Genomic DNA, 21,875 nt, shown 5'->3' on the forward strand with positions numbered 1-21,875 from the left:
ATAACCTTTTATATAATTATCCTCTCACTTCAAGGATCTTATCCTTATATATTTCAAACCATTGCTGCCATTCATCTTTAGAAAATTCCTTTTCTTTTCCTTCTAGTACAGAGGAAAAAAGATTTAAGCAAATATGCCAACCAGCTATATCTTTCGGAGTATGATCCGTTAATTCATGAATGTACTCTTTAAGAAGGAAAAGAGCACCATTTTTTTCTTTATGTATTTCAAATCGGACACGATCTTTATCCCAGGTAAATTCAAATACTGAGTTTAATTGACACTCTAAAATATCAATATTTATAAATGAACCGTCCATCATGTCAAACTTGATTATTCCACCTGTTTTAAGGCTTTCAATCTGTAAATTAGACATCCATTTTTTAAGCTTACTGTTTTCCGTTAAAACAGACCAAACTTCCTCTATTGTATATGGAAATTGGTATTCAAATTTTACAATATACCCATCAGTTACTTTTTCAATTTCAGCTATCATATTGATTCCCCTCTATATAGAATGTATGTTCTCACTTTATTTTACACGAATATAAATATAAAATAAATATTTATATCACCGAAGTATTAATTTAAAGTTAATGGCGCTGAAAAACTTAAATATTTTCTAAATCAAGTTATATTTTGTTAGGAATTAAATATCATGTATGTCCATTTCCTTATTAAATATAAACTTACGTACAAAAAAAGCCGCATTTGCGACTTTTGAAACGATAGAATTTACTCGTGTTTTTGTTGAATGATTTAGCGCTTAATCGCATCGACAATTAGCGATGGAAAACCAAGTTTATCGCCTTTATTTCTAGAATCATACCTTTTGGAACGAAAAATAACACCATCGTTAGCATCCCATTCGTTGTAATAAAACTCACCATTTTCATCACAATATTCAAGTAGAACTACCTCAAATCCAGCAGTTTCAAACATTTTCGTTAATGTTTTATAATTATGAACAATTTTATGACTTGCTGCTGGATGATCTTTCGGACCAGGTCCGCCTATTTGAACTATATTTTGGTATGCTTCGTCTCGGAAAAATGCATCAGGAACACCGCACCGAATGTGCCCTGCTGGCTTTAAAAATTCATAACAAATTTCTGCTGCGCATACACCCTCTTCAAATGTAAGGTGTTCCCATACATGCTCAGCTAAAATAGCTGAAATAGAGTTGTATTCAAATCTTTCTTCCCACGTTGTTTTATCTAGTAAATTAAGTTCATCTTCTTGTGTTTGTATCCAACCTGGATTATTATTAAACACTCCAGCTCCGACTACTACTTTAATTTCGTCTTGTTTCATTAGCATAACTTTCACCCCGTAAACATTTTAATTTATTAATATATTCTATGTTTACTATTATTCTACCTTCTACAATAAGTTAAGAATAAATAGTGATTGTTTTAACAAAAAATGAGTCCCGGACAATATCAAACTCAATCTCTAAAAATCCCTTAATGCAATAATCTAACTAACTTAATGGAATCAGTTCATGATACACAACTATTTTTGTATCTTTCTAAATTTGCGAGCTAAAGTGAGTACGGTACCTGCAATAACCATCCATATGCCCATTGTTACACTGTTAGTTGTACTGGCACCCGTGTTTGGAAGCTCTTTATATGTAGATTCTTTTTTATCGGAATTACTGTTGTTCGGGATATTACTGTTATTAGTAGGACCTTTAGCTTTGCTAGTGTCTTTATCCTTCACTAATACTTTTTGTATTGTATGTACCTCATTACCTACAAAATCTGTGACACTATATATTATTTCAAAAGTACCAGCTTTAGTGGTATCTCCAATACCTTTATATGTTACTTTAGAAGTAAGATCACCGTCTTCTTTATCAGTAGCTGATACACCTACCATTGGATTGAATTGATCTCCTTCAGTAATTGTAGTTGTAGCAGGTACTTTTAGTATTGGTAATTCATTTTCAACTTCTTCTCTAACTTTGACCGTTACAGTTTGTTTCGCAGTTACTTCATGACCTTTAGAATCTGTAGCTGTGTACGTTAAAACGTAAGTACCGGATTTAGTTGTATCCACTTTACCATCAACTTTTACTTTAGAAGTAAGATCGCCGTCTTCTTGATCAATAGCTAATACTTTTGCCATTGGATCGAATGAATCTCCTATGTGGATTGTCGCCGCAGTAGGCACTGTTAATGTAGGGTTTAAATCTAATGTTTCTCCATTTCCCTCTACAACTACCGTCTGTGTAGCCGTTACATTCCCTCCTTGTGAGTCAACGACCGAGTAGTCCACAATGTATGTACCTATTTTAGAAGTATCTACATCCCCTTTATGTTTTACTTTATTTGTTAAATCACCCTCTTCTTTATCAACAGCTTTTACATTACTCATCGGGTCAAACGTATCACCTACACGCAGTGTAATTGTAAACGGTACAATTAACTCTGGGACTTGGTTTTCTGCAGTTTTTTCGTTTTCTTTCACTGTTCCTTTAATTTTTGCTGCATCAAAAGCTTTTTGGACCTCTTGAGCCTCAATTGAGTTCAACCCATATTTGTTCGTTGCAACTTTAAGACACGCTAATCTTAATTCAGAGAAATCAGATGTCATGTTTAATTCATCAGTATTTGCATAATAGAAAATATCAAACATTTTATCTTCACCAATACCATTTACAGTTACACCATTATGAGTGCCACCTTGTGCAATTAAATACGCCACTTTATTAATAATATTTGAGTTGAAATGAACGCCCTCATTATCTTCTCCGTTTAAATCACTGTATTTACTATAGTCATCTGGATACGATACTCCATTGAAAAAATTAATTGCAGATGGATTTTTCATATTACGGAGAACTGATCCGCTTTGTTCTCCTATTGTCCAATTAAATTCCCCATTATTTATATATTTCTCAATAGCCGTTCCCATAATATCAGATAACGCCTCGTTAATTGCGCCAGATTCTCCAAAAAATTCAAGATTAGATTCACTAGATGTAACCGCATGTGTAAATTCATGACCCGCTATATCAAACGCTCTAACCATTGGATCACCATATATAAGCATACTAACATTGTTAATATTAGCACTAAATGCATTACCCCAATTTTTAGGATCATTTGTTTCTCCAGAATCCCATGCATGTACAACTGAAACTACTTTTTTCCCTTTATTATCAAAACTATTACGCTTATATTTGTCTTTATAAAAATCATATACGTTTGTTGCTAAGAAATGAGCACTTACCGCTTTTGGATCAGTAAATGTTGTTGATGTACTAGTTGCTAATATACCAGGATAATATTTATCTTCAAAAGTAATATCTCTATAATTTACATCGTACGTCTCAATTCCTTTTCCCCTTGTGTAATCAGCAAGCGCATATTTCCCGTTATTATGTTCAGAAATACCGAATGTACGAGTTATACCTAAATCATCTTTTCCAGTTCCCGTTAATGATTTGACATTGCTTTTTTCACTCTCCTTAATAGCTTCATCATGCTCTTCACTTACTTTTATATCTGACTCTTGCACCATATTTTTTAACAAATCACCATTATGAGCATTCACTAAATAAGTTCCAGATACATAGTTTGGTGTTGCAGCAGCAAATGTAACTTGATATGCATTGCTAGCCTGCCCATTCTTTTCATTAACAAAAATAATTTCCTTAACTTCTGGCTCAGAAATAAATTTAATATCGTTCCCGTACTTCGTATAAATAAATTGTTTTGCCTCTTCTTTTGACAAGTTAATTGGATTCTTTAAATCTTCTAGTATTAAATTTTGTGCACTTTCTCCTGAAACACTTTTAATAATACCCTTTTTATCTACATGAGCAGTCAATTGGTGTCCGTATACTTCTTTACCTTCATATATTTGTTGCATACGCACAAGTGTAGTCCCATCATATGAACCACGCTTTTGAACAACTTCGTAATCTACCCCTTCGTCTCCACTCACTTGTTTTGGAGACAAAGCATGCTCCGTCTTTTCTTTAAGTGCATCTTTCACTACGTTCTCAGGCGTCTTTTGTGATGGTTGTGTAAGTTCACCTGTACGGAACGAATCCTCTTGAATTTCAACTTGCATTTGACCCTTTTCCTCTGCATAACCTACTTCATATGGTGTTACAGTTGTTAAGGCTAATCCTGCTGTTAATGCAACTATAGCTATTTCTTTTTTATTCTTCATTTTATTTTCCTCATATAATTCCCTAAAATATGAAACTGCTTAAATGTATTCCTATCAAAAATAGAAAAAATCAAAAGTATACCACATTACACAAAACCGTATTATAAAAAGATGACTTCTGTAATCAACAAAAGTCACCTCTTCAATATGTCATATCCCTAATATGTTTTTAATACATAATTTCTATATGAAAAAGAAAAAGTATTCTTTAACGAGCATTTTGCATTACTTTTATTAGGTCATTTATATTCTCAACTTTTTGCTGAAACTGATCAAATCTACTATGTAGTAATGAAGGATTTTTATCTTCAGTTGAAATAACTTTTTTTAATTCCTCTTCTAATTTATCATATGTATGAAAGAAATTATCAAATTCAACACTCACAAGTTCTTCATTTTCACGATAAAATCTTTTTGCTTCTATATAAGTCATATATGATTTATTTAAAAATCCTAATGAAATTAAATATTTAGAAGTGTTTTCTTGATAAATAGCAATATCACATGCTATTTTAATATCAGAATAAGTTTTTTGAACGAAACAATGTAATTCAAAAATCTTAAACTTTAATCCTATATTCATTTCATCCCCTCCCATCCTATCTATTCTACATAAAAAAAGAATATTGTACAAAGTAAAATATCAATATAGTACAAAAATAAAAAGCGAAAGAATAACTCCTTCCGCTTTTTATAGCAATATATACATTTCATATTGTGCTAATGAGTTCTTTTCAAATCCAGTTTTCTTTAAAAATCCTTCTAATAAATTGTTGTTTGGAAACCCAATTGATAAACTTGATACATTTAAGTTTTCTCTTGCCCTTGCCACTTGTAATAATTTTGATCCAATACCACGATTTCTATAGTCTTTGTCTACGAAAAGAAAACTAATTTTACCTTGTTCATTCACACATATAGAACCCTTTAAATCATTATCGACATATGCGCCGTAAAATGTATTATTTGATTTTTCGATATAATCCATATCATTTTGCCAATTTATATGGAAGTGCAACCATTTCTGTATTTCAATTTTAAACGATGGAAAATCTAATTGTTTTACTTCAATTCCCTTACAATCTTTAGTTATTATCCTAGTCAAATCTTTTAAATTATAATAAGATAGATCGTACACTTTTTCATAGCCTAATTTCGTATAAAAATGAATCGCTCGGTCATTGCCTACAATGACTTCAAGGAAAAGTTGCTTACACTCATTTTGAAGCGCCTCTTCTTTATGTAGTTCAAATAACTTTTGACTCACACCAATACCACGGTAATTAGGATGAACGGCTAATGTTCCACAGCGCATTGTTTTTATGTTTTCATAATCCTTTATCCCGCCAAGTATTACACCAACAGATTTGTTACCGTCTAAAGCAAGAAAGGAATGTTTTAGTGAATTCCCTTCAGCTCCAAAAAATCTTTTTATAAAATCTCCTTTTGAAACTTCCATTTTAATAATGTAATCTGAAAATCCATCTTTAAATGCTTCATATACTAAATCTATACTTACTTCACTACACCTTTTGTATTGAATCATATAAAATTATCCCCCACTTACTCGTGTTAAACTTAACATTCAAATACATAAAATATACTAGTTCCATCCTACCCAACATTCTTTAATTTTTATACCACTTAATTTGAAATGAACGGACACCTCCCCACATATCTATCACTATTAATTTGTTTTATAACAAACGGTGCAATATCCCCATTTTGTATTTTGATTCCTGGCATATCAACTAAACTCTCTTTTATATTTCCAATACCATTTCCTTCTATAACAAATGGTAATCTAACAATTGTCCAATCTACTTCACTACTTTGGATAATTTGTAATTCTTTATATTTATCTTGCATCATTTTTGATAAAAAAACTTTAAATAATGTAGCCCCTATTTTATTTGCAATTCCCTTTTGATCTCCTGTAACATTTAAAGAACCTCCAGAAATTACAATATATCTTTTTATTTCAAACTCCTTCATTGCTTCTAGAATATGCTTCGTTACTGTGCTAAAAATATAAGATTCATTTTTGGGTTGACCTACCGCATTAATTACAGCTCGACACCCTTTAAGTAATTTGCGTATTGAAGCAAAATCACGTGCATCTCCATTAATAATCTCTAAATTTTCATTTGTTATTTTGATATTATTAGAATTTCTTGTTAATATTTTTACTTGATATCCCTTTTCTAACGCTTCGTTTACAAGGAATTTTCCGGCTTTTCCGTTTGCACCCAAAATAGCTATTTTATTTGTACTTTCCAATATTAACCCCTCTTACTATCTATTATTTACTACATTAATCTCATACACACGTAAAAAAGCAATTAAATGCTCACACGCTCGCTCACATGCTAACATTTTATAAATTTTTTGTTCCTCTTTCGTTTTATCATTTGCTTGATCTGAAGCAGCCTTTAAACATAGAAAAGGTTTTTTATTAATTTGGCATACATAAGCGAATGCTGCGACTTCTTGATCAACCGCCAATGCTCCATATACAGTATGAAGTAAATATCTCATTTCTGAACTACGGATTCGTTGATCTCCAGATAAGAATGTACCGAAATGAATCGGATCATAAGATCGTATCTTTTTTATTCTTCTTACAAGTGACTTTGTTGTTTCAATAGGTGCTGTTCTACCATTATATAAATTAAAAACATCTTCCCCTGAACCAGCAGCAGTAACGTCGTGTTGTATTGCATTAAGAGCCACTACAATATGACCATTTTTCACCTTGTTTGATAAACTTCCGCATATACCTGTCATAAACAACTCATCTGGCTGAAACTCACTAATTAATAATTGTACACAACTAGCACAGCTTACTTTTCCAACTCCAGTTATTACGGAGATAATTTCCAGTCCATTGATATAATGAAAATGAAATTCCCAAGCTGCTCTTTTTTCAATGCTTTCACTTGGATAATATTGATGCAAATACGTAAGTTCTGGTTCCCATGCGGCTACGATTGCAATACGTTTCATTACACGCTTCACTTCCCCTATTGTTATCATGTAAATACTTTATCTATACCTTCTCGTTCATAATCTGGAATCCACTCTTTATATTTCTCATATAAATTTCGTATTGTTTCTTTATTCTTCGCAATTACTTCACATCCTCTATCATCGTATATAAACATGATAATATCTTTCGTTACATTTATAAGAAATACATCTGGATAAGAAATCTCTTTTTTGCGTCCAAAACGAGGATAAAGACCTGGAAAATCTTCATGATTCGCAGCTTGAATAAGTGGTATATACTTTATATCGCAGGCAAAACATTTTAGTGAAAATTGATAAGTACTATATAAATCAGCTTCTTCATCTTCAAATAGAAAAGGTAATGTTTCTAGTCTTATTTGGATCTTTAAATCCCTCTTTTTAATAAAGTGAAACTTTAATCAGTGGGGGTTTTCTTCATCCTCCACTGATTATTAGTTGAACCAATCGGACTTTTATGGGCAGTTGATTCCCCACCTAACTTCTTTACTTTCGCTGAATTTTGAGGTGGGGGTCTTACTGCCCATTAAAGCGGGATAAATCGATTATATACATTTATTTTCTGCGGATTTTTCACATTTTCCTTTTTAAATCGATAAACATTTGTTACTAAAAACACTTCATCTTCTTTTGAAAATATATCTTCAAACAAGTATTTATTATATGTATAAAGTTGAGTGAAGTATTCCATATTTATATCTTCGGTTCTTTCGACATTTGGACATTTCCCTTTCCCAAAATGAAAATGCAAATGATGTTTCCACTGAAAGTATATATGTGGTACTAATGTAACTCCAGGAAATGTTTGATTCATATATTCTTTTAATTGCATTCCCATACCCTTTTTACTCTACAATTTCTTTTAACTGCCAATATGATTCTTCTAGCCATGGATGTAAAACTTTCAACGTGTCTTTTCTATCCCACAAATATGAAATATATGCAAAAGCAGCATGTTCTAAAGATTTGTTTAACCCTTTTTTTATTTCTACTAAACATGGTGGTGTACCATTTTGATCCCATTCTAATTTATCAGCAACAAATAACACTAAATCCATTTTCGTTGCATGTTTACGTAGTGTAGTATGACAACATATTGCATTTAAAATCTCTTCATCTTCCACTTTAAATATCTCTTTTGCAATGACTTCCGATAACTTTTGATGAATAATCAGTGGGAATTCTCGTTCTTCTGGTAATATCTCTATTCCAAATTGCTCAGCAACTACAATCCGATCTTCATTCGGAAAGATTGCACTAATATCATGTAAATATCCTGCAATTGCTGCCTTTTCTGCATTTACATTATAAGTAACCGCAATTTTACGAGACTCATTTGCCACCCGAATTGAATGTTTATATGTAAGTTCTTTATTGTATTTTAATAGAAAAGCTTTTATATCATTTTCAATTTTTCCAGTTAGAGTAAATGAATAGATATCCTTATATAACATAGCAAGTCCCCCTTATTCCTCACTTTCAGCATAATACATTATTTAAATATCTTTCTTCTCTGTATTCGTTATGAATGTTTTAATCCCTTTTTTATACGTTACATGAAATTTTATGTGGAATCATTGCTACAAAATACATAAATGTTTGATATTATAGTAATGTTAATGATTTGTAAGGAAAGGAACTACATAATGAATAAAAACATATTAATTATTGATGATGATAAAGAAATTGTTGAGTTACTTGCTGTTTATTTACGAAATGAGGGTTATAACATTTATAAAGCATATGATGGCGATGAGGCATTACAAATGATTTCTACCTATGAAGTTGACCTTATGGTTCTAGATATAATGATGCCAAAACGAAATGGATTAGAAGTTTGCCAGGAAGTTCGTGAGAATAATACTGTACCTATTCTTATGCTTAGTGCAAAAGCAGAAGATATGGATAAAATATTAGGTCTTATGACAGGTGCCGATGATTATATGATTAAACCATTCAATCCATTAGAATTAGTAGCTAGAGTGAAAGCTTTACTACGAAGATCATCTTTCCAAAATAGCACTTCTCAAAAGAATGAAGATGGTATTATTCATATTCGTTCTGCTGAAATTCACAAACATAATCATACTGTTAAAGTAAATGGAGAGTATATTAAACTTACATCTATTGAATTTGATATTTTACATTTACTTGCGAGTAATACGGGAAGAGTATTTAGTTCCGAAGAAATTTTTGAACGCGTTTGGAATGAAGATGGTTATGGTTCAAATAAAACTGTAATGGTCCACATTAGTAATTTACGGGATAAACTTGAAACAGGTATGAATGGAGAAAAGTTTATTCATACGGTTTGGGGAGTAGGCTATAAAATTGAGAAATGAAGCATTTGATATATTAAAAGATATCCCAAAATGGAAGTTGATTTTTTGGTTCATGTTAGCCATCACCCTTACCCCTATTACTGAATTAATTGTATATCGCCTCGTTACAAGTGTAATTGAAAGTTCACTTACGTTAAGCGAACTCGGCAAAGAATTCATAAGAATTTTTGGTTATGAAAAATATAAAGGAATAAAGGAATCTCTTTGGATGATGATCGTCTCTTATTTATTTTTATTTTCGATTTTCTCATCCTACCTATACATTTTTTACCGTCATGAAAGAAAGCTTTACTATGAAACTTGTATTAAAAAAATGATAGAAGAGATTCGTTATATTGCAAATGGAAATTTCAATCATAAAGTTTCTATCGTAAACCATAATTATTTGGAAGAGTTAGCAAGCGGGGTAAATCACATTGTTGAACAATTGAAAGTTTCGATTGATGAAGAAAGACAGGCAGAACAAGCAAAAAGTGAATTGATTACAAATGTATCGCATGATTTACGTACTCCTCTTACCTCTATAGTTGGATACGTAAATTTAATCCACCATGATAATTATAGAGATGAAGTGGAATTACGTCATTATATACAAGTCATTTACGATAAAGTAACCCGTCTTAACGCATTAATGAATGACCTGTTTGAATATACACGTGTTCAAAATAAAGAGTTAAGTTTATATTCTGTTCCCATTGATATTGTAGAGCTACTTGGACAATTAACTGTTCAATTCCGCATTCAGTTTCAAGAAGCTAATATAGAATGTCGTCCTTCTTTCCCATCTCAAAAACTCATGGTATTAGCAGATGGAGACAAATTAGTTCGCGTATTTGAAAATCTAATTATTAATGCTATCGCTTACGGTAACGATGGTGAGTATATTGATATTACTGTTTATGAAAGTAATAATATGATTGCAATTGATATAACAAATTACGGTCAACCTATTCCTAGTACGGATTTACCTCATATTTTTGAACGTTTTTATCGCGTTGAAAAATCTCGCTCTACGAACACTGGTGGATCTGGACTCGGATTAGCAATTGCAAAAAGTATTGTTGAATTGCATAAAGGAACAATTGAAGTATATAGTGATGATAAAAAAACCACTTTCACTGTAAAACTACAACAATATAAATGTTAATACAGCTTAATTTTAGGTCCAATTTCTTACTATATAAGGAATTGGACCTTTCATTTTCCATTAACATCCAAAATTTAATAATCCTTTATAATTCTTTAGAAATTCTTTACCTTTTCTTTCTTCCTAATTAAGTATTCCTTTTTACAATATTATTATCGATGTCATAATAGGAGGATCGCTTATGCAATTCTTGAAAAAATTCACAATTTTATTGTTATCTTTTGTTATTACAGCACTTATCGTTTTATATTTTTATCTTTATGTAAATGGTCCAATTATTCAAGCTAAATCAGCTATTTTAATAGATGCTAATTCAGGTGAAGTTGTTTATAAAAAAAATGAAGAAATTCCTATACAGTCAGCTACTTTATCTAAATTAATGACAGAGTATATCGCAATGGAACAACTGAATGAAGGAAAAATACAATTAGATGAATTAGTAAAAATAAGTAATGAAGTTTTCCGAGCAGAAACGAGTCCTATACAAGTAACTTCGAAAGATAAAACGACAGTTCGTGATTTACTTCATGCATTGTTTTTGACAGGGAATAATCGTTCCGCACTTGCTCTTGCAGAACACATTGCTGGAAACGAAGATAACTTTACACTTTTAATGAATGAAAAAGCAAAACAACTAAAGTTATCACAACCATCCCCGTTTCTAAATGCTACTGGTATGGATAACGATACAAATAAACAATCCAATACAACAGCGATAGATGTAGCGAAACTAGCGACACAATTAGTAAAAGACTTTCCAGATGTATTGAATATTACGAAGCTAACCTCTTACCAATTTACCTTCAAAGATTCAAAAGTTTTCAACACAAATAAAATGATTTATTCCCTTAATAAAAACATTAATCTCCAAGGTGTTGACGGCTTACAAACTAGTTTTTCAACTAATGGTAATTATAGTTTTGTAAGTACAGCACATCGAGGAGATACTAGACTTATTTCTGTAATATTAGACTCAAATGAAGAAAACAGTACCTTTATTGAAACAAAAAAGCTACTACAGTACGGTTTTGATCCATCCTCGTACTCTGCACTCCAAGCTTTTAAAGATGCTGTTACATCTTGGACAGTTTTGCTTCAGTTTAAAAATTTAATCATACAAACATTGTTGATTTTCTCCATTATTACAATTTTAATGTTTTTACATATACGTCAGAAAAAATCCGAGGATTTCAATTAGGAAATCTTTTTACATATAAAAACGGCTTGCATTTACAGTACAAGTCGTTTTTTTAAAACTATAGTCCTCTTCCAATTAAATTCGCTGAAACAGGCTGAATATTGAGCTCTCTCGCCCATATAGATAGCTGACCCATGTGATGGATTTCATGTACAATTACATGTCTTAACACTTCACCGTACGTATATGTTTTATCTGTCCACGAAGCTGTTAATATTTTATATTCTAAGTTAGCTGACCATGCTTGTAAAAAATCTTCTAATTCTCGTTTATATAAATCAGATAACGCTTTCACTTTTTGGATTGATTGATAATCTTGAAACTGCGGTTCATTATCTTCTTGTCCTTGAAGTGCGCTAATCCAGCTGTATTCAACATCAACAATATGGAATAAAGTTTCTAAAATACTCCCTACACCACCTACACGCTTGCGGAGCAATTCTTCCTCTGAAAGTTGTTCACACCACTTAAACCAATCATCTCTTACTTGCCAATTGTATTGAAATGAAGTGTACATATTTATCTCTCCCCTACCTCAACAATCCACTTAATAGCATCTATCACATAATATGTCTCATCTTTTTGAATATAGTGACCGCTTTGTTTTGCAATTACAAATTTATTATTGCTTGATAATCGTAATAATTCTTCTTGCAATTGTAACCATTTGATTTGTGCATCTGGCGAATAAAAAGCTTTTTTACCCGCAGCTAACACGACAAGTGGAATATCATTCATTGATTTACAATATCTATCTACTTCACTTAAACTAAATGTAAACTCTTCATATGAACTTTCATATACAAACTGTTTATAGTAAGCTTCTTGAAATTCAGTAGACATGATTGGTAAAAATGCTTCTTTATAATTTTCTGGTGTCGAATCCATCAAAATGATTCCCAACATATCTTCGGGATAAAAAGTCGCAAATAAACGTGCATTTATACCGCCAAAAGAATGCCCTACAAAAATATAAGGTGGTTTCAATTGTATTTGCTCCAAGCAACACCTTAAATCCTTTACCATTTCAGAACTAATACGCCTCTTAGAACTCTTCCCACTTTTCCCTAATCCCGCTCGATCATATGTAAGGACCGTCCCATATTCCGTCAACTCTTCAGCAATATGGTCCCATGTCTTTGAATAATCGCCATAACCTGCCTCCATTATAATAACTGGCTGTAGCTTCTTTCCTTGGAACTTTTTCGTATACATTTTAAAATCATCAACTTGTACATATTCCTCTATGCATTTAATCATTGACAATCACTTCTCTTCGGCCAAGTTCCTCTACAGCATGATTCATTATTTCACTTACAGATAAAGAGCCATCCAATACAATATCCGAATTCGGCTTAACAGTATGGATTGCCTCTAAATATGCTTTTCTCGCAAATGTCATATAATGTTTCAAATCATTATGTATTTCATCTATTGTATCTTCTTTAAAATCTCGCAAGATTCTTCTAGCCATCGCAATATCTAAAGGCGTATCGATAAATATAGTTACATCAATAAATTCTCGCATTTCACTATTTAAGTATGCAAAAGGATAATCTACAATAATATAATCTACATTTCCATCTCGTATAAGCTGCTGAATATCATGAATTAATGGCGTAAGTACCCATTCATCATAATTTGCTCCATCATCAATCCATTTACAAATATCTGCAGGACAGTTTTCAAAGTGATAGCTATCAAAATATAGTGCTTTTGAATTTGTTAGCTTTTGAGTTAATCTTTCTGTAACAGTTGTTTTACCTCCTCCTGAAACAGCTGCAACCGAAATTACTTTAGTTTTTTTATTCATAACTTCCACACCATACCCCTTTTAATTAACATAACATAATTATAAAAAACTATTGTTTTTTATCGCTCCATTCATATTCTAACATACTCATTTCCCATAAATTCCAGTACGTTTCCCCTACTTTTTTTGACTCGCGTAATAAACCTTCTTTTACAAATCCTATTTTTTCATAACATGAAATGGCCGACGTATTAAAATCATAAACGCCAAGAGTTATTCTATGTAGTTTTAATTCTTCAAATGCACCTTGTAGTACTGCTTTCATCATATGTTTCCCTATAGAACGTCCTCGCATTTTCGTATCACCCACTAGTACTTTTCCAATCCTTGCAGACTTATTTATATTGTCTATTTGCCCAAGTGAAATATGACCAACTACTTCTTTAGTCTCTTCATCTATTACTTTAAATGCAAGTGTATTTGTGCTTTCTATATATTTTTCTAGTTGCTGTTCATTTAAAGGATATGTAAATGAATTTCCTGACCACTGTATTAAAAATTCTTCAGAATCAATCCAATTTATTAATTGTTTGAAATCAGACTTTTTAAAGGTTTCTAGTTTTATCACTTTCATGCTCCTTTCGTACATCATACTTTATAGCCTCGAACTTATTTCTATATAAAGAATATATTCTCCTTTTATATGAAATTAAAATAAAGCCATTCTAATGAATGGCTTTACAAAAAAGCATAATTATACTTTCCCTAGGTCAACAATGGTTCAATCGCTTCAATATTACAAACGGATATTATTACTGTAACTACCCCAGCACTATTAGCAAGCTTTACAACATCACAAGTTACTGAATAAACTGTTCCCTCATAATTATTCCCTACTGTCGTAATGCGCGCCGCTCTGTTTACTAATTTTTTTAATTCATCTCTAATTCCCGGTACACAGCAACAGTCACATGGCTTATTTTGCTCTTCATGTTCTTTTTTACACTCTTCAAATACATGCCAACAATCATTTGGTTTACATGTACACTTTTTTCTATAGTTACTAGATCTATAAATCACAATCTCACCTCCAAACTCTTTCTATTAATAAAGTATGTCTACGAGCTTATAAATGTACTAGGTAAATACATAGAAATCCAAAAACAAACACTCGTCCTAAGCGATCCAATGCACATAAAAACACTTGTATTGCTATGTGAATTTTCATTTTAAATAAATGAAGTATATTCATTATCCATACAAAAATATATACAACTATTATAAATCTTCTTTTTATCATTAATTATAATGCAAGAAAAAATAAAAACTGACCTCTAACAATTAGAGGCCAGTTCATATTATACATACTTTATATCTTATAATTTGCTAGACTGTAACCCCTCAATAAACGGAACTACTTCAGGGTTTACAAGTGATGATAAATCACCTAATTCTTTTCCTAAGTAAGCAGCTTTAATGACGCGTCGCATTACTTTAGAATTACGTGTTTTCGGTAAATCTTCTACAACGTGAATATCTTTTGGACATAATGCTTTTCCAATATGAGAGTTTACTAAACTCATTAATTCCTTCTTTAACTCTACTGTGAATGTTACATTGTCCCTTAATACTACAAAACAATGACAAACTTCACCTTTTACTTCATCAGGTACACCAATCGCGGCAGCTTCTATGACGTCAATATGCTTTACAAGAATTGATTCATATTCAGCAGGTCCAATACGTTTCCCAGCAATGTTTAACGTATCATCTGAGCGTCCTGTAATAATATACTGCTCACCATCATAAATAACCCAGTCACCATGAACCCATTTATTTTCAAAACGTGACCAATATGTGTTCACATAACGCTCATCGTCCTCCCAGAAACTTTTCGTCATACCAACCCAAGGTTTCTCTAAACATAATTCTCCAACTTCATCACGAATTGGATTACCTTGATCATCGAGCACAACCGCTGCCATTCCTGGTAAAGAAGCGTTAAAGCTTATCGGTGCAATTGGTTTAATAAGGACGTTTCCGAAAATCCCACCAGAAATTTCAGTTCCGCCTGAATAGTTACAAATCGGCACATTACTTTTTCCAACTGTTTCAAATAGCCACATCCAAGGATCTGGATTCCAAGGTTCACCTGTTGATGCGAATACTTCTAAACTCTTAAGCGAATGTTTATTTACATACTCATCACCTTTCGCCATTAACGCACGAATTAATGTTGGTGATATACCAAGATGTGTAATTTCATATTTATCAACTGTCTCCCATAAACGATCTGCTTTTGGGAAATCCGGAACACCTTCATACATAACCATCGTCGCTCCATTAATGAGTGAGCCGAATAGTAAAAATGGTCCCATCATCCAGCCCATATCAGTTACCCATAATACGCGGTCACCTTGTTTTATATTCATTCCGAACCCTGCATCAAAAGCAGCTTTCAAAGGAAATCCAGCATGAGTGTGTACTGTCCCTTTCGGTTTTCCAGTTGTACCTGATGTATAAATGAGCATTAACGGATCATCACTATGCATTTCTTCAGCATGTACACATGGCTTTTCTTTTTCTAAGGTACTCCATGAGAAATCATAATTATGCGGTGTAAATTCATTTCCTGCGTGACGCACGATAACGACTTTTTCAACAGTTGGACAATGCTCACAAGCTTTATCTACTTCATCTTTTAATGAAACAACTTTACCACGGCGTGAAAAACCATCTGCAGTAATAATCATTTTTGATCCTGCCGCTTGCACACGTGTCATGACTGCATCAGACGCAAATCCTGAGAATATTGGTGAAATAATTGCTCCGATTTTCATAACAGCCAGCATTGCAACAACTGTTTCTGGAATCATCGGCATATAAATTGTTACACGGTCACCTTTTTCAATACCCGCATGTCTCAAACCGTTTGCAACGCGACTTACCCAGCTGTCAAGTTCTTCATATGTAAATGATTTTGAAGTTCCATTTTCCCCCTCATACTGAAGTGCTGGTTGCATTCTTGTTTCATCATCTGCAAGCCAGCGTGATAAAACTGACTCTACAACGTTACATGTTCCGCCATTATACCACTGTGCAAACGGCGTACCGTTTTCTAAATCTAGCACGTCTGTATAAGGTTTCATCCATTGATAGCCAACCGCTTTCTCAGCTTCTCTCCAAAACCAAGCTGTTTCTTCAATAGATTTATTATAAAACGTTTCATAATCTTCATAGCCCAATGATTTCATCCAACCATATAAACGCGTTTTTTCTTTATACTCTTCTGTTGGAAACCAAACTGCTTGTTTCAATGTTTTCCCCTCCTTGACTTTTGAGCAAGAAAGCCCTAAATAGGGCTTTTAAACTGGATAAACAGGATGTTTACGATCCGTAAATACTTGATATTTACTCATGTACATTTCGAATCGTCCTTTTAACTCTTCTCTTAAATTGTTTGGATGAACAATACCATCAATGACCATCTCTGATGCTAAATGGTAAATATCAATATCTTTCTTATACTCTTCGCGTTTTTCAGCAATGAAGCTATCACGCTCTTCTTCTGGTAAAGCTGCAATCTTATTTGCATATACAGCATTGACCGCGGCTTCTGGACCCATTACCGCAATAGAAGCTGTCGGTAATGCAAGGCAACAATCTGGTTCAAAGGCTGGGCCTGCCATTGCATATAAACCAGCACCATACGCTTTACGAACAACGATAGAAATTTTCGGTACAGTTGCTTCACTCATTGCAGAGATCATTTTTGCACCGTGGCGAATAATACCAGCACGCTCTACTTTTGTACCAATCATAAATCCAGGTACATCTGCAAGGAATAATAATGGAATATGATAGGCATCGCATAAATTAATAAACTTCGCTGCTTTATCAGCTGAATCGTGGAATAATACGCCGCCTTTCATACGCGGTTGATTTGCAATAATACCAACTGGCTTACCATCAATACGTGCTAAACCTGTAATGAGTTCTTGAGCAAATAACTTTTTCACTTCATAGAAAGAACCTTCATCAATAACTCTATTAATGAGATCTTTCATATTGAAAGGAGCATTTTGGTTTTCTGGAATGATTTGTTCTAACGTTTTATCGAATTGTTTCGGTTCTTGAGGTGTAACCAATGGAGTCTTTTCTAAGTAGTTGTTTGGAAAATATGAAATGTATTGTCTTGCTTGCGTTATTGCATCTTCTTCTGTTTTACATAAAACATCTCCGCATCCTGATACAGAGCAATGCATACGAGCTCCGCCCATCTCTTCTAACGTTACCTTCTCACCGATAACCATCTCAGCCATACGAGGAGATCCTAAATACATAGATGCATTTCCTTCAACCATCATGACAACGTCACAGAAGGCTGGAATATATGCGCCACCAGCTGCCGAAGGTCCAAATAATAAACATACTTGCGGAACTTTACCTGATAATTTCACTTGATTATAGAAGATTCTTCCTGCACCGCGGCGCCCTGGGAACATTTCAACTTGATCAGTAATACGCGCTCCAGCAGAGTCAACTAAATAAAATAACGGAACACGTAATTTTTCTGCCGTTTCTTGAATACGTAAAATCTTTTCAACTGTACGTGCACCCCATGATCCAGCCTTTACTGTTGAATCATTTGCCATTACGCATGCAGTACGACCATGTATTTTACCTGTTGCCGTAATAACACCATCAGCAGGTAATCCTGTTTGTTCACAATTGGCAAATAATGCATCTTCTACATATTCACCATTATCAAATAAAAGAGCTAAGCGATCTCGAACGAATAGTTTTCCTTTTGCTTTGTTTTGTTCATGATATTTTGATGCGCCGCCTTGTTTAATCGTTTCAACTCGTTCTTCAAATGTATTCGATTGGTGTTTTTGGTCTAACATATTTACTCCCCCTTATACATTGGTGTGCGTTTTTCTTTGAATGCTTGTAATCCTTCTAATCTATCTTTCGTATGGATTACACCTTCATACGCTTGTTTTTCCATTTGTAATCCGGTATGTAAATCAGCTTGAATACCGTTTGAAATTGCTTCTTTTGCTAATCGAACAGCGATTGGACCATTACTAGCAATTTTCTCTGCTATTTCAATCGCCTTCTCTTCAAGTAAATGAGCTGGTACAACAAATTCTACTAGACCATATTCTTTTGCTTCTTGCGCCGAAATACGTCTTCCTGTATAAATTAATTCTTTTGCTCTACCAACACCAATTAATCTTGGCAAACGCTGCGTACCACCTGCTCCTGGTATAATTGCAAGTGTAGTTTCAGTAAGACCAAGACTTGCAGTGCCTGAAGCAATTCTAAAATCGCAAGCTAAACTTAATTCCGTACCACCACCAAGTGCGATTCCATTTATAGCAGCAATAACTGGCTGTGGTAATTGTTCAACCATTTCCATAGTAGAACGAATCATACTAACAGCATGACGAACTTGTTCTTCATTCATGCCAGCACGTTCTTTTAAATCAGCACCAGCACAAAACGCTTTTTCACCAGCACCTGTTAGAATAACTACACGAATATTTGACTCTTCATTTATTTGAGTTAATAAGTTTTGTAACTCTTCTAATAACGCTAAAGATAATGAGTTTGCTTGTCTTTCACGATTTAATGAAATCTTTACAACTTGAGGAGTTACATAATCAACTGAAATATTTTGTAATTGTAGCATCTTCTCACCTACTTATCGTTTTATGTTGAAGCGCTCTATACACATGACTCGGTAATTGGATATTTAATTTACTTTGAATAAATTGACTCGCTCTCAATAACTTCTCTTCATCAATATTCGTTTGGACCCCTAACTTATGGAGCATATGAACTAAGTCATCAGTTGCAACATTGCCTGATGCTCCCGGTGCATATGGACAGCCCCCAAGACCACCACAAGAGCTATCATACGTTGTAATACCATATTCTAATGACTTAACTACATTCGCCAGAGCCATTCCATACGTATTATGGAAGTGCATTGCAAACTGCGAGGCATCATATTTCTTTAATAAATGTTCTAATACTTGCTCTACTTGTAACGGATTCGCTACACCAATCGTATCCCCTAATGAGACTTCATAAATGCCATATGAAAATAGTTGATTACATAATTCGTCAACTGCCGTGGCACTTATATCTCCTTCATAAGGACAGCCAAATACAGTAGAAACATAGCCTCTTACCTTTTTCCCTTCGAATAATGCCTGTTTTGTTATATCTTCAATTACAACTAAGGCTTCTTTAATTGATTTATTAATATTACTTTTATTATGAGATTCACTTGCTGATAAAAAAACATTCACCTCATCTACATTTTGCAAAAAAGCTCGTTCCAAACCATTTTGATTTGGAACAAGCGCTGCATAAGTAACATTTGGATCCCTTTTTAGCTCAGAAAACACATCATTTGCATCTGCTAATGCAGGGACCCATTTAGGGTGAACGAATGAGGAAACTTCAACGTACGACAATCCCGCTTCTGTAAGTAGTTGAATCCATTTTACTTTATCTTTTGTGCCAACAATCTTTTTTTCATTTTGTAAGCCATCACGTGGCCCGACTTCCTTAATGACAGCAAAATTAGGTAGTTTCAATTCGCTTCCCCCTATATCTCCCTATTCAATTTCTAGTAATACATCTCCTTCATTTACAAAATCGCCTTCTTGCACATTAATTTTCATAACTGTGCCAGCTTCTTCTGAAACGATTGGAATTTCCATTTTCATAGATTCCAAAATGACGACATCCTGCTCTTCCTCTACTGTATCTCCTACTCCTACAACAATCTTCCATACATTTCCTGCCATCGATGCATATACTTTCGTCATCATTTTTTCCCCCTTAATGTTGTTAAATCTTATTTTTTAACAAGTTGTTTCGTTACAAAACCCGTTGTATAAATACCACTTTTGAACACATCGTCTTCCAATACTTGAAGTAACATTGGCGTGTTCGTTTTAATACCTTCTACCTTTAATTCTTCTAAAGCATCATGTAATTTTGAAATTGCTTCTTCACGAGTTTCACCATGAGCAATGACTTTTGCAATCATTGGATCATAGAAAGGTGTAATCGTTACTTGATTCTCCAAAAAGTGATCAATGCGTACATTTATTGGAAGCGTTAAACCTGTAATTTTCCCAGGTGATGGGAAGAAAGTTTTCGGGTCTTCTGCATAAATACGCGCCTCAATGGCATGACCACTACGTTTTACATCATCTTGTGTAAATGATAGTTTCTCACCGTGTGCAATTAGAAGTTGTTGTTCTACAAGATCTAAACCAGTAATTTCTTCTGTAACTGGATGCTCTACTTGTAATCTCGTATTCATCTCTAAGAAATAGAAGTTCTTCTGATCATCAACTAGAAACTCAACTGTACCAGCATTTGTATATCCTAGAGCTTTGGCAGCTTGTACAGCAACTTCACCCATCGCTTTTCGTGTACCTTCATCTAAAAATGGTGAGGGTGCTTCTTCAATCACTTTCTGATTTCGGCGTTGTACTGAACATTCACGCTCCCATAAATACACTGTGTTACCATGTGTATCTGCTAAAAGCTGAATTTCAATATGATGTGCATCCGCTATATAGCGCTCTAAATACATTTCTCCGTTACCGAAGAAGTTTTGTGCTCTTGTTTTGTTACTTTCAAATGCTTTGGTGAGCGTTTGCTCAGTTTCCATCAACTGCATTCCAATGCCTCCGCCGCCTGCGGATGCCTTCAGCATTAATGGATAACCAATTTGTTTAGCAATTTCAATTGCTTCTTCAGCTGTTTCAATATTTGAAGTAATACCTGGAACTACTGGGACATCTGCAGCTTGCATTGCAATACGTGATTCGATTTTACTTCCCATCTTCGTAATGATTTCTTCTGATGGACCTATAAATACGATTCCTTCCTCTCTACAGCGTACTGGAAAAGACGGATTCTCTGATAATAATCCATATCCCGGATGGATTGCTTCAGCATTTGTCTTCTTAGCAATTTCAATAATTTTTTCAAGGTTTAAATAACTTTCTTGGACACGAGGGCCACCTACTAAGTAAGCTTCATTTGCCATTTTTACATGTAGGGCATTTTCATCAGCCTCAGAATAAATAGCAACTGTACGAATGCCAAGTTTTTGACAAGTTTTCATAATACGAACTGCGATTTCCCCGCGATTAGCAATTAATATTTTTTGAAACATAGTGA

At 33.5% G+C, this 21,875-nt stretch carries 22 protein-coding genes and 2 pseudogenes; 3 read left to right on the forward strand and 21 right to left on the reverse strand.

The window, feature by feature from the left end; translation table 11 throughout:
- Positions 1-16 precede the first annotated feature (16 nt).
- The 10 genes and pseudogenes from ACTFOB_RS01890 to yqeK all read right to left on the reverse strand — a co-directional run bounded on the left by ACTFOB_RS01890 (position 17) and on the right by yqeK (position 8,669).
- Positions 17-496, reverse strand: coding sequence for an SRPBCC family protein (locus ACTFOB_RS01890; RefSeq protein WP_440024202.1), 480 nt, complete (start codon positions 494-496; stop codon positions 17-19).
- 263 nt (positions 497-759) lie between these two features.
- Positions 760-1,320, reverse strand: coding sequence for a class I SAM-dependent methyltransferase (locus ACTFOB_RS01895; protein ID WP_440024204.1), 561 nt, complete (start codon positions 1,318-1,320; stop codon positions 760-762).
- 195 nt (positions 1,321-1,515) lie between these two features.
- On the reverse strand, positions 1,516-4,188 hold the full coding sequence (locus ACTFOB_RS01900; protein ID WP_440024206.1) for a M4 family metallopeptidase: 2,673 nt from the start codon (positions 4,186-4,188) through the stop codon (positions 1,516-1,518).
- Positions 4,189-4,396: 208 nt separating this feature from the next.
- Positions 4,397-4,771 (reverse strand): hypothetical protein, encoded by a 375-nt coding sequence (locus tag ACTFOB_RS01905; protein ID WP_440024208.1) that lies wholly within the window; start codon positions 4,769-4,771, stop codon positions 4,397-4,399.
- Between the two features lie 108 nt (positions 4,772-4,879).
- Positions 4,880-5,734 (reverse strand): GNAT family N-acetyltransferase, encoded by an 855-nt coding sequence (locus ACTFOB_RS01910; RefSeq protein WP_440024209.1) that lies wholly within the window; start codon positions 5,732-5,734, stop codon positions 4,880-4,882.
- Positions 5,735-5,832: 98 nt separating this feature from the next.
- Complete coding sequence (locus tag ACTFOB_RS01915; protein ID WP_440024210.1) at positions 5,833-6,468, reverse strand: SDR family oxidoreductase; 636 nt, start codon at positions 6,466-6,468, stop codon at positions 5,833-5,835.
- A gap of 15 nt (positions 6,469-6,483) precedes the next feature.
- Positions 6,484-7,221, reverse strand: coding sequence for a phosphorylase family protein (locus ACTFOB_RS01920; RefSeq protein ID WP_440024778.1), 738 nt, complete (start codon positions 7,219-7,221; stop codon positions 6,484-6,486).
- A pseudogene (locus ACTFOB_RS01925) lies at positions 7,221-7,604 on the reverse strand (DUF3885 domain-containing protein); the annotation flags it as partial. The gene ACTFOB_RS01920 and the pseudogene ACTFOB_RS01925, both read right to left, overlap by 1 nt.
- Positions 7,605-7,759: 155 nt before the next feature.
- Positions 7,760-8,047 (reverse strand): annotated as a pseudogene (locus tag ACTFOB_RS01930) (DUF3885 domain-containing protein); the annotation flags it as partial.
- Positions 8,048-8,060: 13 nt separating this feature from the next.
- Positions 8,061-8,669, reverse strand: a complete 609-nt coding sequence (gene yqeK, locus ACTFOB_RS01935) for a bis(5'-nucleosyl)-tetraphosphatase (symmetrical) YqeK (protein ID WP_440024211.1) — start codon at positions 8,667-8,669, stop codon at positions 8,061-8,063.
- A 192-nt stretch (positions 8,670-8,861) separates the two neighbouring features.
- On the opposite strand from yqeK, the gene ACTFOB_RS01940 reads away from it, so the two are divergent.
- The 3 genes from ACTFOB_RS01940 (at position 8,862) to ACTFOB_RS01950 (ending at position 11,902) form a co-directional block, all read left to right on the forward strand.
- Positions 8,862-9,557 (forward strand): response regulator transcription factor, encoded by a 696-nt coding sequence (locus tag ACTFOB_RS01940; RefSeq protein ID WP_151630437.1) that lies wholly within the window; start codon positions 8,862-8,864, stop codon positions 9,555-9,557.
- Complete coding sequence (locus ACTFOB_RS01945) at positions 9,547-10,704, forward strand: sensor histidine kinase (RefSeq protein WP_440024213.1); 1,158 nt, start codon at positions 9,547-9,549, stop codon at positions 10,702-10,704. The genes ACTFOB_RS01940 and ACTFOB_RS01945 overlap by 11 nt, the downstream gene beginning before the upstream one ends.
- Positions 10,705-10,885: 181 nt before the next feature.
- The gene (locus tag ACTFOB_RS01950) at positions 10,886-11,902 is read left to right on the forward strand and encodes a D-alanyl-D-alanine carboxypeptidase family protein (protein WP_440024214.1); all 1,017 of its coding nucleotides are present in this window, start codon (positions 10,886-10,888) and stop codon (positions 11,900-11,902) included.
- 58 nt (positions 11,903-11,960) lie between these two features.
- Here ACTFOB_RS01950 and ACTFOB_RS01955 read toward each other — a convergent pair whose 3' ends face one another.
- From ACTFOB_RS01955 to ACTFOB_RS02005, 11 genes are all read right to left on the reverse strand, one after another.
- On the reverse strand, positions 11,961-12,419 hold the full coding sequence (locus ACTFOB_RS01955; protein ID WP_440024215.1) for a DinB family protein: 459 nt from the start codon (positions 12,417-12,419) through the stop codon (positions 11,961-11,963).
- Positions 12,420-12,421: 2 nt separating this feature from the next.
- Positions 12,422-13,162, reverse strand: coding sequence for an alpha/beta fold hydrolase (locus tag ACTFOB_RS01960; protein ID WP_440024216.1), 741 nt, complete (start codon positions 13,160-13,162; stop codon positions 12,422-12,424).
- Positions 13,155-13,715 carry a hypothetical protein gene (locus ACTFOB_RS01965; RefSeq protein WP_440024217.1) on the reverse strand — a complete coding sequence of 187 codons (561 nt, stop codon included), beginning with the start codon at positions 13,713-13,715 and terminating at the stop codon, positions 13,155-13,157. Before ACTFOB_RS01965 ends, ACTFOB_RS01960 begins: the two co-directional genes overlap by 8 nt.
- Positions 13,716-13,764: 49 nt before the next feature.
- Positions 13,765-14,307, reverse strand: a complete 543-nt coding sequence (locus tag ACTFOB_RS01970) for a GNAT family N-acetyltransferase (protein WP_440024218.1) — start codon at positions 14,305-14,307, stop codon at positions 13,765-13,767.
- A 113-nt stretch (positions 14,308-14,420) separates the two neighbouring features.
- On the reverse strand, positions 14,421-14,735 hold the full coding sequence (gene exsK / locus ACTFOB_RS01975; RefSeq protein ID WP_151630430.1) for an exosporium protein ExsK: 315 nt from the start codon (positions 14,733-14,735) through the stop codon (positions 14,421-14,423).
- A 296-nt stretch (positions 14,736-15,031) separates the two neighbouring features.
- Positions 15,032-16,972 (reverse strand): AMP-binding protein, encoded by a 1,941-nt coding sequence (locus tag ACTFOB_RS01980; protein WP_440024219.1) that lies wholly within the window; start codon positions 16,970-16,972, stop codon positions 15,032-15,034.
- Positions 16,973-17,020: 48 nt separating this feature from the next.
- Positions 17,021-18,562, reverse strand: coding sequence for an acyl-CoA carboxylase subunit beta (locus ACTFOB_RS01985; RefSeq protein ID WP_440024220.1), 1,542 nt, complete (start codon positions 18,560-18,562; stop codon positions 17,021-17,023).
- A gap of 2 nt (positions 18,563-18,564) precedes the next feature.
- A complete protein-coding gene (locus ACTFOB_RS01990) occupies positions 18,565-19,353 on the reverse strand; it encodes an enoyl-CoA hydratase (RefSeq protein ID WP_151630427.1) in 789 nt (262 codons plus the stop codon).
- Between the two features lie 4 nt (positions 19,354-19,357).
- The gene (mvaB, locus tag ACTFOB_RS01995) at positions 19,358-20,269 is read right to left on the reverse strand and encodes a hydroxymethylglutaryl-CoA lyase (protein ID WP_440024221.1); all 912 of its coding nucleotides are present in this window, start codon (positions 20,267-20,269) and stop codon (positions 19,358-19,360) included.
- Positions 20,270-20,290: 21 nt separating this feature from the next.
- Positions 20,291-20,506: an acetyl-CoA carboxylase biotin carboxyl carrier protein subunit gene (locus ACTFOB_RS02000; RefSeq protein WP_001985297.1), complete on the reverse strand. Its 216-nt coding sequence runs from the start codon at positions 20,504-20,506 to the stop codon at positions 20,291-20,293.
- A gap of 26 nt (positions 20,507-20,532) precedes the next feature.
- Positions 20,533-21,870 (reverse strand): acetyl-CoA carboxylase biotin carboxylase subunit, encoded by a 1,338-nt coding sequence (locus ACTFOB_RS02005; RefSeq protein ID WP_440024222.1) that lies wholly within the window; start codon positions 21,868-21,870, stop codon positions 20,533-20,535.
- Positions 21,871-21,875 lie beyond the last annotated feature (5 nt).

Origin of the sequence: Bacillus cereus group sp. MYBK79-1, assembly GCF_051915365.1 — a bacterium.
Classification (GTDB): Bacteria; Bacillota; Bacilli; order Bacillales; family Bacillaceae_G; genus Bacillus_A.

Excerpts from the sequence above, each read along its gene's own strand:
- ACTFOB_RS01985 (WP_440024220.1), bottom strand. The coding sequence starts at position 18,562 with ATGTTAGACCAAAAACACCAATCGAATACATTTGAAGAACGAGTTGAA.
- ACTFOB_RS01910 (WP_440024209.1), bottom strand. The coding sequence starts at position 5,734 with ATGATTCAATACAAAAGGTGTAGTGAAGTAAGTATAGATTTAGTATAT.
- yqeK (WP_440024211.1), bottom strand. The coding sequence starts at position 8,669 with ATGTTATATAAGGATATCTATTCATTTACTCTAACTGGAAAAATTGAA.
- ACTFOB_RS01900 (WP_440024206.1), bottom strand. The coding sequence starts at position 4,188 with ATGAAGAATAAAAAAGAAATAGCTATAGTTGCATTAACAGCAGGATTA.
- ACTFOB_RS01890 (WP_440024202.1), bottom strand. The coding sequence starts at position 496 with ATGATAGCTGAAATTGAAAAAGTAACTGATGGGTATATTGTAAAATTT.
- ACTFOB_RS01905 (WP_440024208.1), bottom strand. The coding sequence starts at position 4,771 with ATGAATATAGGATTAAAGTTTAAGATTTTTGAATTACATTGTTTCGTT.
- ACTFOB_RS01990 (WP_151630427.1), bottom strand. The coding sequence starts at position 19,353 with ATGCTACAATTACAAAATATTTCAGTTGATTATGTAACTCCTCAAGTT.
- ACTFOB_RS01955 (WP_440024215.1), bottom strand. The coding sequence starts at position 12,419 with ATGTACACTTCATTTCAATACAATTGGCAAGTAAGAGATGATTGGTTT.
- ACTFOB_RS01950 (WP_440024214.1), top strand. The coding sequence starts at position 10,886 with ATGCAATTCTTGAAAAAATTCACAATTTTATTGTTATCTTTTGTTATT.
- ACTFOB_RS02000 (WP_001985297.1), bottom strand. The coding sequence starts at position 20,506 with ATGATGACGAAAGTATATGCATCGATGGCAGGAAATGTATGGAAGATT.
- ACTFOB_RS01940 (WP_151630437.1), top strand. The coding sequence starts at position 8,862 with ATGAATAAAAACATATTAATTATTGATGATGATAAAGAAATTGTTGAG.
- ACTFOB_RS01895 (WP_440024204.1), bottom strand. The coding sequence starts at position 1,320 with ATGCTAATGAAACAAGACGAAATTAAAGTAGTAGTCGGAGCTGGAGTG.
- ACTFOB_RS01960 (WP_440024216.1), bottom strand. The coding sequence starts at position 13,162 with ATGATTAAATGCATAGAGGAATATGTACAAGTTGATGATTTTAAAATG.
- ACTFOB_RS01965 (WP_440024217.1), bottom strand. The coding sequence starts at position 13,715 with ATGAATAAAAAAACTAAAGTAATTTCGGTTGCAGCTGTTTCAGGAGGA.
- ACTFOB_RS02005 (WP_440024222.1), bottom strand. The coding sequence starts at position 21,870 with ATGTTTCAAAAAATATTAATTGCTAATCGCGGGGAAATCGCAGTTCGT.
- ACTFOB_RS01970 (WP_440024218.1), bottom strand. The coding sequence starts at position 14,307 with ATGATGTACGAAAGGAGCATGAAAGTGATAAAACTAGAAACCTTTAAA.